Genomic DNA, 14,394 nt, shown 5'->3' with positions numbered 1-14,394 from the left:
GAGAAACGGGGCCGCGAACGACCCCGATTCTCAAGCCGACGTTCAGGCTCAGGCGCTCACTTCGTGGGACACCGGGGCAGCGGAAGCCGACGCCGCGTTGACCTTCGCCGCGAGAGCCTTCTTGTCCCGCTTGCGGGTCGCAGCTTCACGGGTGCGCAGCTGGGCGTAGAGCGGCGCGGCAATGAAGATCGTTGAATACGTTCCAACGAGGATACCGATGAGCAGTGCGAGGGAGATGTCCCGCAGGGTGCCGGCACCGAGCACAAAGGCGCCGATGAAGAGAATTGATGCAACCGGGAGAGCGGCAACCACCGAGGTGTTGATCGACCGAACGAGCGTCTGGTTGACGGCGAGGTTGACCGAGTCGGCGAACGTGCGTAGTGAGCCCGGACCATCTTCACTGGTGTTTTCGCGGATCTTGTCGAATACCACGACCGTGTCATAGAGCGAGTATCCGAGAATCGTCAGGAAGCCGATGACGGCTGCCGGGGTGATTTCGAACCCGGTGATGCCGTAGATGCCAGCGGTGATCACGAGGTCGTGCAGGAGCGCAACCATGGCGGCGATGGACATCTTCCAGGTGCGGAAGTAGATGGCCATGACCGTGCCGGCCAGAACGAGGAAGACGACGAGGGCGCGAAGTGCCTGACCGGTGATGTCCTTGCCCCACGACGGTCCGATGAACGAGGCCGTCACGTCGGTTGCCGGAACGTCGAATGCCGTGGCGAGGGCGGCGCGAACGGCGCGGTTGTCCTCGCTCGTGAGCTGGTCGGTCTGCACCCGGATCTCCGTGGTGCCCACGGTCGAGACCTTCGAGACCGCGGCGGGAACGACGCTTGCCACGGCATCGGTTGCGTTCGTCTGATCCTGGGTGGCCACGTCGGAGACGACGAACTCGCTGCCTCCGGTGAACTCAATGCCGAACTCGAACCCACCGCGGGCGAAGGGACCCACGACTGCTATCAGGATCATGGCGGCGGCGATCATGTACCAGAGCTTGCGTCGGCCCACAATGTTGAGCGAGCGTTCGCCCGTGTAGAGGTCATTTCCAAACTTGGCGAAGCTGGCCATTAGGAATCCTTCCCGTCGGTCGACGAATCCTGCGAGGCGCCAACGAGCTCTGCGGCCTTACGCTCGGCGATGGTCTGTCGCTTCGCCGCTTCACGGCTTGACGATGCAGATTTGGTGCCGGGGACAGCTACCGACGGCACGAAACGTGCGCGACCTCGGTAGACGGCGCCGAGTGCTCTCGGATCGAGTCCGCTCAGCTTGTGTCCTTCGTTGAAGAAACGAGTCTGGGCGATGAGTTGCAGCATGGGGTGCGTGAACAGGCCAACGACGATGAGGTCAACCACGGTGGTCAGCCCGAGGGTGAGGGCGAAGCCACGTACGTTGCCCACGGCGAGGATAAAGAGCACCGCCGCCGCGAGGAAGTTGACGACGTCGGAGGCGATGATCGTGCGAATGGCTCGTTTCCAGCCGGCTTCCACGGCGGATTCGAGACCACGTCCGTCGCGGAGTTCATCGCGGACACGCTCGAAGTAGACGATGAAGGAGTCGGCCGTGATTCCAATGGCCACAATCAGTCCGGCCACACCGGCGAGGGAGAGGCGGTAGCCTTCCCGCCACGACAGGATCGTAATGAGGAGGTAGGTGATAATGGCGGCGACCCCGAGCGAGGCCACCGTCACGAGACCCAGCAGGCGGTATTGCGCAAGGGAATACATCACGACGAGAATGAGACCGATCAGGCCGGCGATCAGCCCGTTGACGAGCTGCGTCGAGCCGAGGGTTGCGCTGATCGTGTCCTGGCTCTGCACAGTGAAGCTGATGGGCAGCGCGCCGAACTTGAGTTGGTCGGCCAGGGCCTTTGAGGAATCCTGGTCGAAGTTGCCGGTGATCTGAGGCGTGTCCGTCACCCCCAGAACGCGAGGGGCGGTGATGACCTTCCCATCCAGCACGGCGGCGAACTGGTTCTGCGGGCTCTGCAGGGCGATGAGACGGCTCGAGACGGCGAGGAACTCGTCTGCTCCCTTGCCGTTGAATTCAATGTTGACGACCCACTGGCCGGTGGGCGTTCCACTCTGGCCGGCTTCCTGGCCGTTGGTGGAGTCGGAGATGTTCGCACCGTCGACCTCGACCGGGCCGAGGATGTACTTGGCGGAGCCATCGCTCTCGCACGTGATCAGGGGCTGATCGGCCGGGGCGACATTGCTCGTGTCGACGTTGGCACAGTCGAAGGCCTCGTACTGGGCCTGCAGCGCCGGGGTGACGTAGTTGAGGTCACTCCCGTCGGTGGGTTCCACGGACGGCGTGGTCGACAGGTTGGGGTCGATGGTGGCTTCGGGCGCGGGAGTGGCGGTACCGTCGGCGCCGACGGCAGCCGAGGTCGGCGCTCCGGCAACGAGTACGGGCCGGAACTCGAGCTTCGCCGAGGACTCGATGCGGTTGATCGTGGCGTCGTCGGGTGTTCCGGGGATCGAGACCACAATGTTCGTGCCACCCTGGGTGTTGATCTCCGACTCGGAGACACCGGCAGAGTCAATGCGCTGGCGGATGATCGAAACGGCCTGGTTCAACTGCTCCTGGGAGACGGTTTCCCCGGCTTCAATCTTGGGCTCGAGGATGATCTGTGTGCCGCCCTCGAGATCGAGCGCGAGCTTGGGCGACCACGATCCGTTCCCGTTGACGGCGCCAACGGCGTTGAAGGCGATGAGGCCGACGATGATCACGCCAAGCCATGTCAGGGAACGCCAGGCCTTCTTGGCCGGGGACGACTTAGCCACCTTGAACTCAGCTTTCTATGCTCGTGCCCACGCCAGTAGGCGTGGGCACGGTGAGGGGTTTGTTACGCGTCGCCCTTTTTGGGCTGGTTGTCATTGTCGTCGCTGTCGACGCGCTGCCCGAACTCGGGTTCGCCGAGGGACTCGATAACGGGACTCTCCGCGAGAACGTCGTCATCGGATTCCTCGTCGGCCTTGTCCACGACCGGCTCAACCACGCGAGCGATGGTCTGGCGGTGGATGTTCACGATGGTGCCGGGGGCGATGAGCAGCGCCACCTTGTTCTCTTCTTCGTCGATCGACACGATGGTGCCGTACATTCCGAAGTTGGTCATAACGTCAGCACCGGCGACCATGGTGGCCTGCAGTGCTTCCTGGTCGCGCTTGCGCTTGCGACCGTTGCGGAACATGAAGAAGACGAGCATTGCCAGAACGCCAAGCATGACGAGTGTCAACGGATCCATAAAATTGTGAGACCTTCCGATAGCGGCCGACGGGGCCGAAGTTTGTGTGGGGACTCATAACGAGCCAACTTGAATTATAGGTCATCCAGGGTGAGGGCGACCTGAGGATCATTCAGACCGAAATGTCGCCACGCTGCGCCAGTCGCCACCCGCCCTCGCGGGGTGCGCGTGAGGAAGCCTATCCTCACGAGGAAGGGCTCCACGACCGCCTCGATGGTTTCCGACTCCTCGCCGACCGAAACCGACAGGGTATTGAGGCCAACCGGTCCCCCACCGAATCGGGTCAGAATGATCTTCATCACCTCGCGGTCGAGGCGGTCGAGACCGATTTCATCTACGTCGTAGAGCTCCAGCGCCGCGTGTACGGCGGTGAGGTCGGCGTCGTGGCCATGCACGAGCGCGTAGTCCCGCACGCGGCGGAGCAGCCGATTGGCGATGCGGGGTGTGCCGCGGCAACGGCCGGCAATCTCGGCCAGGGCGCGCTGTCCGATCGGAAGGTTGATCAGCTGCGCCGCCCGGCCGAGTACCTGCTCAAGTTCGCTCTCGGCATAAAACTCGAGGTTCGCGGTGAACCCGAAGCGATCGCGGAGCGGGTTCGGGAGCAGTCCAGAGCGCGTCGTTGCCCCAACGAGCGTGAAGGGGGCAAGCTCAAGCGGAACCGACGTGGCGCCCGCACCCTTACCCACCATGATGTCGATCCGGAAGTCTTCCATCGCAAGGTACAGCATTTCTTCGGCCGAACGGGCCATGCGGTGAATCTCGTCGATAAACAGCACCTCGCCGGGCACCAGTGATGACAGCACGGCGGCGAGGTCGCCGGCGTGCTGGATCGCCGGACCACTCGACATGCGAAGCGGCCGGTTTCCCTCGTAGGCGATGATCATCGCAAGCGTGGTTTTACCCAGGCCCGGAGGGCCAGCGAGCAGAATATGGTCGGGGGTGCGATTCTGCATGGTGGCGGCCGTGAGCATGAGCTGGAGCTGGCCACGAACCTTCTGCTGGCCCACGAATTCGCCCAGGCTCGTCGGTCGAAGGGCACCCTCAAACGCGAGCTCGGTTTCGCTCGCGAGCGTGGGGTTGGTGACCTCGACTCCCGGATCGGTCGTCATGACCGGTGCCCCGGGTTCTGTGCGGGGCCGAGCCGTCCGAGGGCCAGGCGAAGCACCATGGCCACCGTTGGTGGAACCGCATCCGGGGCCGCGTCCAGGGTTTTCAGCGTCTCATCGACCGCCTCTGCAGCGACACGCTCTGACCAGCCGAGTCCGATGAGGGCCGCCTGCACACTCGACGCCACCGTGGCGCTGCCGGTTGGTCTGGTCGATGCCGGCGTCTGGGCCGTGATGGCTAGCTTGCCGGCCAGGCTCAGCACGATGAGTTTGGCGGTTTTGGGCCCGATACCGCTGACCTTACGGAACACGGCGTCGGCATCGTCGGCAACCGCCTGGGCGATCTCGTTGGGGCTGAGCACCGCGAGCACCCCGAGGGCCGATTTCGGACCAACCCCCGTGACACCCACAAGCAGCTCGAACACCGCAAGCTCGTCGTTGCTCGGAAACCCGTAGAGCGTGAGGGAATCCTCTCGAACTATGAGCGTCGTGAGCAGGCGGGCCTCGTCGTTGATACGCAGGGACAGGGCGGTGGCCGGTGTGACCTGCACGCCGAGGCCCACTCCCCCGATTTCTATCACGACCGTGGAACCAACGGCGGAGAGGACGAGGCCATGTACGGAAGAGATCACCGCTTAAGACTACGGGGCACCGCCGACACCGACGCGCCGCGCTCGGCGGCGCGCCACGCTTTCTGCGCGGGAGTCTGCTCTGCGGGGCCGCCTTCGGGCGCTGCACCGCTCGTCGGGAGCGTCCCCCCGGCAATTCCCGTTCGCCACGCATGGCAGATAGCGAGCGCGAGGGCATCCGCCGCGTCGGCCGGTTTCGGGACCTCCGTGAGGCCGAGGATGCGAGCGACCATCGTTCCGACCTGCTTCTTGTCCGCGGAACCGTACCCGGTAATGGCTGCCTTGACCTCGCTCGGCGTGTGCAGGGTGACGGGCAGTCCCCGCCGCGCGGCCAGGAGCAGGGCGACCCCACTGAGGTGGGCCGTTCCCATCACGGTGCGCACATTGTTCTGCGCAAACACGCGCTCGATGGCCACGAATTGCGGCTTGTGGCGGTCGAGCATCTCTTCGAGACCCTCGGCAAGCACAAGCAGGCGCTGTTCCAGGGGAACATCGAGCCCGCTGCGCAGCACCGTGACGTCAACGAGGCGCGCCGAACGGTTGCCGGCAACGTCAACGACGCCCACACCGCACCGGGTCAGGCCCGGGTCGATTCCAAGCACCCGGACCGCCACCGGCGTTACTCGGAGTCGACTTGGAGCTGGGCGTGAACCTCGGGTGAGATGTCATAGTTGCTGTAGATGTTCTGAACGTCGTCGAGATCTTCCATCGCGTCGATCAAACGGAACACCTTGCGTGCGGTCTCGACATCCACCTCGACCTTGAGGGACGGCACGAAGGCAATATCAGCCGATTCGTAGTCGATTCCCGCGGCCTGCAGGGCGCTTCGTGTCGCCACGAGATCGTGTGCCTCCGAGAGCACCTCAAAGGTTTCGCCCTCATCAATGACCTCTTCGGCACCCGCGTCGAGCACGGCGAGCATGATGTCGTCTTCGGTGATGGCGGGGCTGTGCTTGACGACCACGACGCCCTTGCGGTGGAAGTTGTAGGCAACACTGCCCGGGTCCGCCATCTGGCCGCCGTTGCGTGCCATGGTCGTGCGCACCTCGGCCGCCGCACGGTTCTTGTTGTCGGTCAGGCACTCGATCATGATGGCCACACCGTGGGCGGCATAGCCCTCGTACATGATGGTCGTGTAGTCGACCTGCTCGCCCGACAGCCCGGCACCGCGTTTGACGGCGCGATCGATATTGTCGTTGGGAACGGAGGTCTTCTTCGCCTTCTGGATGGCGTCGACCAGGGTGGGGTTACCGGACAGGTCTGCCCCGCCCATGCGGGCCGCGACCTCGATGTTCTTGATGAGCTTCGCGAAGGCCTTGGCCCGGCGAGAGTCGGTGACGGCTTTTTGGTGCTTCGTTGTGGCCCATTTGGAATGCCCGGACATGAATCTCCCGTTGAGTTGCTCGCTCGTAGTTCGCCAGTACTGCGTGAGTCAGTGACTGTGTTACTGAATGACGATGTGACTGAATGACTGTGACTGTGGCACCGCGGTGCGCCCTCTATTCTAGCCCGGGGCCGCCGGAAGCACGTGGAAGCTGGGCGTGTGGCCTCAGGCCGGGCTGTCGGCGTGGATGAGGTTGTTGAGCGTGTGGAGGTTGCGGGTCGTCGTCATCTCGCGGTACTTCGGCTTGCCGCTCTTCTTACTGAAGTGACTCTTGGCGCCCACGGACTTGCGCACTTCCCAATACAGCACGCCGTGACCGAGTTCGATTCGCTCTTCGTTGCCGTCGAGCTCCCTGGCGTGTCCGGCCAGTTCGGTCAGTGCCGACCGGTCGGAGGCGAACATGACGTAGGGCTGCCAGCCGTCGCGCTCCCCATCGAAGGGGTAAGCCCGAATAATGCGGTCGAGGCGCTCCACCTCGACGAGCACGATGCCGGCCTCGTATCCGAAGCGTTCGCGAAGCGCGGTCTCGACGACCGCCTTCCGCTCGGCAACATCGGCCGCCGCGACCTTGGGGTCAATTTCTTCGTCGGAGTCCACGGGGCCGGTGCCCGTTCGGAACAGTACGTTTCCGCTCGCGAGCACGGTGTGCACATCGGAGAAGCCGAGTTCCCGAAACAGGTCGCCCAGGTCGCTCATGGCAATCGTGATGCCATCATTCACATTGATGCCCCGCAACAGGGCCACATACTTGGTCATCGTTGACTCATTTCCCACCAGGGTGTAACCGAAAGTGATCGTTGATAGACACTATCGACCCGAGGCCCTATCGACGAAATGCTGCGGAGGCAACCTTCTGCAGGAAGTACTCGTGAAAGCGGTACTCGCCCGTCATCTCCGGGTGGAATGACGTGCCGAGCAGGTTGCCCTGCTCCACGGCCACGCAGCGACCGTCGGAGAGCGTGGCGAGGGACGTAGCCAACGGCCCGACGCGCTCGACCACGGGCGCGCGAATGAAGGCGGCGTGCACCGGCGCGTCTCCGAGACTCGCCACCTGAAGGTCGGTTTCGAAGGATTCGTTCTGCGAGCCGAAGGCGTTGCGGCGCACCTCGATGTCGAGGCCGCCGATGCTCTGCTGCCCCTTCATGCCATCGAGCACTGTGTCAGCGAGCATGATCAGGCCCGCACAGGTTCCGTATACGGGCATGCCGGCACGCACGGCTGACTGCAGCGGATCGAAGAGATCAAACATGCGAGCGAGTTTGTCCATCACGCTTGACTCGCCGCCCGGGATCACCAGGCCACCGACGCGCGCGAGTTCCTCCGGACGCCGAACCAGCTCAACCGTGGCGCCGAGGGTACGAAGAACGTCGGCGTGCTCGCGAAAGTCTCCTTGCAGCGCGAGCACGCCGACCGGTGTTGCAACTGTCATGAAGGCTGTGGTTACCAGCCGCGCTCTGACAGGCGGTGCGGTGCCGCGAGGTCGGTCACGTTGATGCCGACCATGGCCTCGCCGAGTCCGCGAGAGACCTGAGCGAGGACCTTGGCGTCATCGTAGAAGGCGACGGCCTTCACGATGGCGGCCGCACGCTGCTCAGGGTTACCCGACTTGAAAATACCGGAGCCGACGAACACTCCGTCCGCGCCGAGCTGCATCATCATTGCCGCGTCGGCGGGCGTGGCGACGCCTCCCGCGGTGAACAACACCACGGGGAGCTTTCCGGTTGCGGCGATCTCGGCGACGAGCTCGTACGGTGCCTGCAGCTCTTTGGCAGCTACATAGAGCTCGTCCTTGCCCATTGACGCCAGTCGCGCAATTTCCCCCCTGATGGTGCGAATGTGCTTGGTCGCCTCAGAGACGTCGCCGGTGCCGGCTTCACCCTTGGAGCGAATCATGGCCGCACCTTCGGTGATGCGACGAAGCGCCTCACCGAGGTTGGTCGCGCCACAGACAAAGGGAGTCGTGAAGTTCCACTTGTCGATGTGGTTCTTGTAGTCAGCGGGGCTCAGCACCTCGGACTCGTCGATGTAGTCGACGTCCAGCGCCTCAAGAATCTGCGCCTCGACGAAGTGGCCAATGCGTGTCTTGGCCATCACCGGAATGTTGACCTCGGCGATGATGCTGTCGATCAGGTCGGGGTCGCTCATGCGGGCAACGCCACCCTGCGAGCGGATGTCAGCGGGAACGCGCTCGAGGGCCATTACGGCTACAGCGCCGGCGTCTTCGGCAAGACGAGCCTGGGCAGCGGTGACGACGTCCATGATGACGCCGCCCTTGAGCATTTCGGCGAGGCCACGCTTGACGCGGCTGGAACCGAACTGCTCTGAGGAAGTGTTTTCAGTCATTTGATGATCCTATTCCTTGCACTGGGTCAGAAATTTCACGCCCCGAACCGGGGCAGGGAACTAGCCTTCGTCGTTCGGCCAGGCATCCGCTATCTCACGGCGCGTCTCGCCGAGGAGCTTCGGAATGGCCTTGGTGCCGGCGATAATGGGAAAGAAGTTGGAGTCGAGGGCCCACCTGGGCACGATGTGCTGGTGCAGGTGCTCGGCAATTCCCGCACCCGCGATGCGGCCCTGGTTCATGCCGATGTTGAAGCCGTCGCAGTTCGAAACCTGCGTGAGCACACGCATGGCCGTCTGGGTGAGGCTGCCGATCTCGGCGACTTCCTCGGGTGAGGCCTCGTCATAGGTCGCGACATGACGATACGGGCACACGAGCAGGTGGCCGCTGTTGTACGGGAAGAGGTTCAACAGCACATAGGCGTACGTGCCCCTGGCCACAATGAGCGCTTTCTCGTCGTCCATGGCGGGCGCCAGGCAGAACGGGCAGTCATCGGGGTGTGGCTGCTGCCCGTCCTGAATGTACACCATGCGGTGCGGTGTCCACAGACGCTGGAAGGCATCAGGGACGGCCGCAAAATCGGCGGAGTTTTCCAGCAGAGGGTTATCGAGATCCATGCCGTCGTCAACCGTCATGTCACGCCTGTCCGGCGTCGGCCGCGAGCGACTCGGGTGCGGTCAACACCTGGGCACGGGTCTCGATGGCGTCGAGGATGCGACGAATCGCGTCGGCGACCGGCACCCCGTTGAGCTGGGTGCCGTCACGGAACCGGAAGCTGACCGCGTTGTTGGCCTGGTCTTCCTCGCCGACGATGAGCTGGAACGGCACCTTGGCCTTGGTGTGCGTGCGAATCTTCTTCTGCATGCGGTCGTCGGAGTGATCGACCTCGGCACGAACGCCCGCCTGCTTGAGCGAAGCGATGACGCCGTCGAGGAATTCGCCGTACTGCTCAGACACGGGAATCCCGACGACCTGAACCGGAGACAGCCACACCGGGAACGCCCCGGCGTAGTGCTCGGTGAGAACCGCGAAGAAACGCTCAATGGAACCGAACAGGGCACGGTGAATCATGACGGGACGCTGGCGGGTTCCGTCACTGGCCGTGTACTCGAGGTCGAAGCGCTCTGGCAGGTTGAAGTCGAGCTGGATCGTGGACATCTGCCACGTGCGACCGATGGCATCCTTCGCCTGCACGGAGATCTTGGGGCCGTAGAACGCGGCGCCTCCGGGGTCGGCGACGAGGTCGAGACCGGATGCCTCTGCGACCTCACGCAGGGTCTGGGTGGCTTCCTCCCAGGCGTCGTCACTGCCGACGAACTTCTTGGGATCTCTGGTGGAGAGCTCGAGGTAGTAGTCGCTGAGTCCGTAGTCGGCGAGGAGCTGCAGCACAAAGTTGAGCGTGCTGGTGAGCTCCTCCTTCATTCCGTCGCGAGTGGTGTAGATGTGGGCGTCGTCCTGCGTCATGCCGCGCACGCGGGTCAGCCCGTTGAGCACGCCGGATTTCTCGTAGCGGTAGACCGACCCGAACTCGAAGAGGCGCATGGGCAATTCGCGGTAGCTGCGGCCACTCGATTTGAAGATGAGGTTGTGGAACGGGCAGTTCATCGGCTTGAGGTAGTAGTCCACACCCTGCCGGGTCACGTGGCCGGTCTCGTCGCGTTCCGCATCGAGGTGCATCGGCGGAAACATGCCCTCGCGGTACCAGTCGAGGTGGCCCGACGTTTCGAAGAGGGTCGACTTGGTGATGTGCGGTGAATAGACGAAGTCGTAACCGGCCTCGGTGTGACGCTTGCGCGAGTAGCTTTCCATCTCCTGGCGAATGACGCCGCCCTTGGGATGGAAGACAGCGAGACCGGAGCCGATCTCTTCAGGAAAACTGAAGAGATCGAGTTCGGCGCCGAGCTTGCGATGATCACGCTTGGCGGCCTCTTCGAGGCGCGCCTGGTGGGCGCGCAGCTCGTCTTTGGTGGGCCAGGCGGTTCCGTAGATGCGCTGCAGCTGCGGGTTCTTCTCGGAGCCGCGCCAGTAGGCGGCGGCGAGGCGGGTCAGTGAATACCCGTTGCCGATCATGCGAGTGTTGGGCAGGTGGGGTCCCCTGCAGAGGTCTTTCCACACCGTCTCGCCGGTCTTCGGGTCAACGTTGTCGTAGATCGTGAGTTCAGCGCCGCCGACCTCCACGGACTCGCCGGCATCGCCGGACTCCGTCTCCGTGGCCGCGGTTCCACCCTTCAGTCCGATGAGCTCAAGTTTGTAGGGCTCGGCGGCGAGTTCGGCGCGAGCGTCGGCATCCGTTACAACTCGGCGCACGAAACGCTGACCCTGCCGAATGATGCGGTCCATGGCCTTCTGGAGCGACTTCATGTCGTCGGGGGTGAACGGCACTTCGACGTCGAAGTCGTAGTAGAACCCATCGGTGACGGGCGGGCCAATGCCCAGGCGTGCCGCCGGGTTGACCGTCTGGACGGCCTGGGCCAGTACGTGTGCTGCCGAGTGGCGCAGGATGCTGAGACCATCGGCCGAGCCGATAGTCACCGGTTCGACGACGTCCGTCGTCTCGACCGTGGCGGCCAGATCTTTCAGCTCGCCATTGACGCGCATGGCGACAACGGATCGGTCGGTGAATAGCGCGAAGCCGTCAACCACGTGTGTAACTCCCTGTTTATTGCGGACCCTTTAACTTTAGTGGCGCGCACGAGGGCGCAGGTCCAGTCCGGCGGGGCTCCGAGGGAACCACACGCCAAAGGCTGGCCCCGCCGAAGCGGAGGCCAGCCTGGACGTGGCAACAAAACAGTATGGATATCGCACATGAGTCACACGACATGCGTGGTCTCACTCACGGAGCGCGGCCCGGTGAAACGGCCGGGCACACGTCCGTGGCCGCCGCGGCGCGCCCCGCGCAGGGCCCGAACGGCGCCCCGTCCCGTCGACCAGGGAGAGGCCTATGGGCGCCAGACCATGAGCACGACAACGGCGACGAGCAGAAGTGAGACGATGCCGGAACCCGCAGCGATTCGGGCATAGCCTGCGACCTTGCCCGTGGCTGCGCTGCCCGCTGCGGTGGTGACATTCTCCGCCGCGGAACGCAACGCCGGTACGACGAGAAACAGGTTGAGGCCGAGGGCGACCGCATAGAAGACTGTGGAGAGCCAGACCCAGGTGGTGGAGAAGCTGTTGTGGTCGCTCGTGCCCAGCAGGGCAAAACCGAATAGAACGACGACGAGCGACAAGAGGGTGAAGACGGAGACGGACTTGGCGAGAGTCTGAACCTGTCCGGCTTCTCGTGCTCGAATGGCACGCATGCCCGTCATCGGCAAGATAGCCATGGGGCCAACAATGAAAACGCCGGCGACAACATGAAGGATAGAGAAGAGAGTTTCCATTCCCACAGGCTATGGCACAGAAAAACCCCGCGCTACCGGGGCTCGTTATCCTCTCGGCACCGGCGTACTTCGTTGGCGGGTACTCGGGAACGCCGGCCCTGCGCGTCCCAATCTGCGGCGCGCTGAACCCCGCAACGGGGCCAACCTCGACCATTTGCCCGGGTTACCACCTCCAGAAGACCGAGGCCATGTGGCAGGCCACATGCGATGGTTCAAAGACCACCCTGGGCGCCTCGACGACCGCCGTGTACCGCTGCAACTGGGGCATCAAGGGAAACAAGCTCGAATCTGGGGCCGGGACGTACGGTCTCACCTGCACCACCAACAAGACGACGATCACCGGCATTGACGACTCTGACGCGGAGGCGGCCGACGTGCCGACGTCCACGGAGGAGACCACTTCCCTCGCCATCACGCCCGATGCGGCAAACGCCGGCGACGGAAAGGGCGGCAACGGCGTCGGCAACGGCGGGGCAGGAAATAACGATGTCAACCCTGGTCGGGCCTGACAAGATCTCCGCACGGAAGGGCGCCCGTGACAAGCTCACCGCTGTCGCGTTTTGAGGCACAAAAAAACCCCCGATTTACCGGGGGTTCTTACTGTTTTTACTGTGGGCGATACTGGGATCGAACCAGTATCGTGTAGACTGGTAGAACATGCAGAGGATACCGCAAAGCACCTTCTTGACTGGGATCATGGGATCTCGAGTAGGGTCAGGAGCGGTCAAGAAATACCATGAAACCCCTCAACGAGTACCACGCAGGTACCACAACAAGGAGACCCAATGGCTCGCGAGTCCTTCGGAATCATCGACACCCTGCCAAGTGGAAACCTCCGCGCCAGATACACCGCACCGGACAGGAAGCGATACTCGGCCCCTGCAACCTTTAGGACGCGGGGGGCGGCTCGCCACTGGCTTGCCGAGCGCAAAGTCGAGATCGCATCCGGCAAGTGGGTACATCCCGACGTAGCCGCCGTGAAGCAGGCCGAGCGGTCGGTCACGCTTGGCGAGTACGCCGGCAAGTGGGTCACGACCCGCACGAACAGCAAAGGCGAGCGGCTGCGCACGCGCACCCGCGAAGAGTACGAACGGATGCTGCGGTCGCCTGGAGCGAAGGGGTCCAATAGCAAGGGTGGGCCCCTCGCCGACCTCCTCCCCCTCACCGCCAGCGCCATCACTCCGGCCACAGTGCGCCAGTGGCGCGCTGGCCAACTCGCGACCGGCAAGGCGACGCAAACGAGTCGTGCGTACGGCCTGTTGAACTCGATCATGGCGACCGCCGTACAAGACGGCATCGTCGACGTGAATCCTTGCCAGGTCAAAGGCGGGCAGAGCACGAACACCGGTAAGAAGGTAATACCCCCGACAGACGAAGAGCTGGAGGTCATCCTGACGAGCATCAAACCCGAGTACCGTGCCCTCGTCATCGTCGCCGCTATCGGAGGTCTCCGCTTCGGCGAGGCGACCGAGTTGCGCGCAAAGAACGTGAAGATCGAGCGCAGCGAGGGCGGCGCCGTCTCGGCTGTCCGGCTGACCATCGCCGAGGCCGTCGTGAAAACGAGCGCCGGCAGGACCGTGGGCGGCACCAAGAGTCTGGCAGGCGTGCGCACTCTCGCGATCTTCGGCGAAGATGCCGAGATCATCGCCGAGCACATGCGGGACAAGATCGGCGATGCTTTGCTCTTTCCATCCGCTGACGGCGTTCGTCACCTCGGTCAGAGCACCTTCTGGCGACACTGGCACAAGGCCGTCATTGCAGCCGGGCGGGAAGACCTGCCGTTCCATGGCCTTAGACACTACGCCGGCACTCGTTACGCCCAAGCCGGCGCGACCGTGAAGGAGACGATGGCCCGCCTCGGCCATGCTTCCGAGAAGGCTGCGATGCGTTACCAGCACAGCGGCAACCGCGACGACGAACTTGCAGCGCGCATGAGCCGTCGCACGACCGCTTAGACGACGAACAAGCCTGAAGTCGCTGCCAGTCCCCCTCTGTCCGTCGCGTACACATTCCACACATTCTGAAGGACCTAAGAATGTGTACGGCCACAACCCCCGAATCAGGCGGTATTACACAGATTCTTGAGTCGTGGCCGTGCACATTCTCTTGCCGCTTCAAATCAAGATTTAGCCTCCTGCGCCCGCGCACAGGTCAATCATTTACCGAGGCAGTGAGGGTAATGTACACATTCATACACACTGTTATGCGCCCTTTGAGAGCCGAGATTCAAGAGTTTACTCACCCCACCAGGTACACCGAAAACTGCGTCAAATACCCCCAAGAACCCTGAAGAATCAACGGAAACGA

The 14,394-nt window shown here is 63.3% G+C and carries 15 protein-coding genes; 2 read left to right on the top strand and 13 right to left on the bottom strand.

The genetic code is table 11. From position 1 onward, the window contains the following. Window positions 1-48 precede the first annotated feature (48 nt). The 13 genes from secF to EDD25_RS15740 all read right to left on the bottom strand — a co-directional run bounded on the left by secF (window position 49) and on the right by EDD25_RS15740 (window position 12,087). Window positions 49-1,071, bottom strand: a complete 1,023-nt coding sequence (gene secF / locus EDD25_RS15800; RefSeq protein WP_134174659.1) for a protein translocase subunit SecF — start codon at window positions 1,069-1,071, stop codon at window positions 49-51. Next, window positions 1,071-2,786 (bottom strand): protein translocase subunit SecD, encoded by a 1,716-nt coding sequence (gene secD / locus EDD25_RS15795; protein WP_134174657.1) that lies wholly within the window; start codon window positions 2,784-2,786, stop codon window positions 1,071-1,073. The genes secF and secD overlap by 1 nt, the downstream gene beginning before the upstream one ends. A gap of 62 nt (window positions 2,787-2,848) precedes the next feature. Then, window positions 2,849-3,247: a preprotein translocase subunit YajC gene (gene yajC / locus EDD25_RS15790; protein WP_134174655.1), complete on the bottom strand. Its 399-nt coding sequence runs from the start codon at window positions 3,245-3,247 to the stop codon at window positions 2,849-2,851. Window positions 3,248-3,321: 74 nt separating this feature from the next. Beyond that, on the bottom strand, window positions 3,322-4,356 hold the full coding sequence (gene ruvB / locus EDD25_RS15785) for a Holliday junction branch migration DNA helicase RuvB (RefSeq protein ID WP_134174653.1): 1,035 nt from the start codon (window positions 4,354-4,356) through the stop codon (window positions 3,322-3,324). Then, window positions 4,353-4,985 carry a Holliday junction branch migration protein RuvA gene (ruvA, locus tag EDD25_RS15780; protein ID WP_134174651.1) on the bottom strand — a complete coding sequence of 211 codons (633 nt, stop codon included), beginning with the start codon at window positions 4,983-4,985 and terminating at the stop codon, window positions 4,353-4,355. Before ruvA ends, ruvB begins: the two co-directional genes overlap by 4 nt. After that, window positions 4,982-5,596, bottom strand: coding sequence for a crossover junction endodeoxyribonuclease RuvC (gene ruvC / locus EDD25_RS15775; protein ID WP_134174649.1), 615 nt, complete (start codon window positions 5,594-5,596; stop codon window positions 4,982-4,984). Before ruvC ends, ruvA begins: the two co-directional genes overlap by 4 nt. A gap of 5 nt (window positions 5,597-5,601) precedes the next feature. Next, window positions 5,602-6,366, bottom strand: a complete 765-nt coding sequence (locus EDD25_RS15770) for a YebC/PmpR family DNA-binding transcriptional regulator (protein WP_134174647.1) — start codon at window positions 6,364-6,366, stop codon at window positions 5,602-5,604. A 165-nt stretch (window positions 6,367-6,531) separates the two neighbouring features. Then, window positions 6,532-7,122, bottom strand: coding sequence for a DUF1697 domain-containing protein (locus tag EDD25_RS15765; protein ID WP_134174645.1), 591 nt, complete (start codon window positions 7,120-7,122; stop codon window positions 6,532-6,534). Window positions 7,123-7,189: 67 nt separating this feature from the next. Next, window positions 7,190-7,795, bottom strand: coding sequence for a pyridoxal 5'-phosphate synthase glutaminase subunit PdxT (gene pdxT, locus EDD25_RS15760; protein WP_134174643.1), 606 nt, complete (start codon window positions 7,793-7,795; stop codon window positions 7,190-7,192). Window positions 7,796-7,806: 11 nt separating this feature from the next. Beyond that, window positions 7,807-8,709: a pyridoxal 5'-phosphate synthase lyase subunit PdxS gene (pdxS, locus tag EDD25_RS15755; protein ID WP_134174641.1), complete on the bottom strand. Its 903-nt coding sequence runs from the start codon at window positions 8,707-8,709 to the stop codon at window positions 7,807-7,809. Window positions 8,710-8,769: 60 nt separating this feature from the next. Next, on the bottom strand, window positions 8,770-9,324 hold the full coding sequence (locus tag EDD25_RS15750) for an HIT family protein (protein WP_422386777.1): 555 nt from the start codon (window positions 9,322-9,324) through the stop codon (window positions 8,770-8,772). A 19-nt stretch (window positions 9,325-9,343) separates the two neighbouring features. After that, window positions 9,344-11,350 (bottom strand): threonine--tRNA ligase, encoded by a 2,007-nt coding sequence (gene thrS / locus EDD25_RS15745; protein WP_134174637.1) that lies wholly within the window; start codon window positions 11,348-11,350, stop codon window positions 9,344-9,346. A 296-nt stretch (window positions 11,351-11,646) separates the two neighbouring features. Then, the gene (locus tag EDD25_RS15740; protein ID WP_134174635.1) at window positions 11,647-12,087 is read right to left on the bottom strand and encodes a DUF2269 family protein; all 441 of its coding nucleotides are present in this window, start codon (window positions 12,085-12,087) and stop codon (window positions 11,647-11,649) included. Between the two features lie 11 nt (window positions 12,088-12,098). Here EDD25_RS15740 and EDD25_RS15735 point away from each other — a divergent pair, with 11 nt between their 5' ends. Further along, complete coding sequence (locus tag EDD25_RS15735) at window positions 12,099-12,596, top strand: hypothetical protein (protein ID WP_134174633.1); 498 nt, start codon at window positions 12,099-12,101, stop codon at window positions 12,594-12,596. Between the two features lie 276 nt (window positions 12,597-12,872). Next, the gene (locus EDD25_RS15730; RefSeq protein WP_134174631.1) at window positions 12,873-14,042 is read left to right on the top strand and encodes a tyrosine-type recombinase/integrase; all 1,170 of its coding nucleotides are present in this window, start codon (window positions 12,873-12,875) and stop codon (window positions 14,040-14,042) included. Window positions 14,043-14,394 lie beyond the last annotated feature (352 nt).

Origin of the sequence: Cryobacterium psychrophilum, from assembly GCF_004365915.1 — a bacterium.
Lineage (GTDB): Bacteria > Actinomycetota > Actinomycetes > Actinomycetales > Microbacteriaceae > Cryobacterium > Cryobacterium psychrophilum.
This window is presented reverse-complemented; position numbering and strand designations above follow the sequence as displayed.

Coding starts and splice junctions, on each gene's coding strand:
- secF (WP_134174659.1), bottom strand. CDS start 1,071: ATGGCCAGCTTCGCCAAGTTTGGAAATGACCTCTACACGGGCGAACGC.
- yajC (WP_134174655.1), bottom strand. CDS start 3,247: ATGGATCCGTTGACACTCGTCATGCTTGGCGTTCTGGCAATGCTCGTC.
- ruvB (WP_134174653.1), bottom strand. CDS start 4,356: ATGACGACCGATCCGGGAGTCGAGGTCACCAACCCCACGCTCGCGAGC.
- EDD25_RS15770 (WP_134174647.1), bottom strand. CDS start 6,366: ATGTCCGGGCATTCCAAATGGGCCACAACGAAGCACCAAAAAGCCGTC.
- EDD25_RS15765 (WP_134174645.1), bottom strand. CDS start 7,122: ATGACCAAGTATGTGGCCCTGTTGCGGGGCATCAATGTGAATGATGGC.
- pdxT (WP_134174643.1), bottom strand. CDS start 7,795: ATGACAGTTGCAACACCGGTCGGCGTGCTCGCGCTGCAAGGAGACTTT.
- pdxS (WP_134174641.1), bottom strand. CDS start 8,709: ATGACTGAAAACACTTCCTCAGAGCAGTTCGGTTCCAGCCGCGTCAAG.
- EDD25_RS15750 (WP_422386777.1), bottom strand. CDS start 9,324: ATGGATCTCGATAACCCTCTGCTGGAAAACTCCGCCGATTTTGCGGCC.
- EDD25_RS15740 (WP_134174635.1), bottom strand. CDS start 12,087: ATGGAAACTCTCTTCTCTATCCTTCATGTTGTCGCCGGCGTTTTCATT.
- EDD25_RS15735 (WP_134174633.1), top strand. CDS start 12,099: ATGGCACAGAAAAACCCCGCGCTACCGGGGCTCGTTATCCTCTCGGCA.
- EDD25_RS15730 (WP_134174631.1), top strand. CDS start 12,873: ATGGCTCGCGAGTCCTTCGGAATCATCGACACCCTGCCAAGTGGAAAC.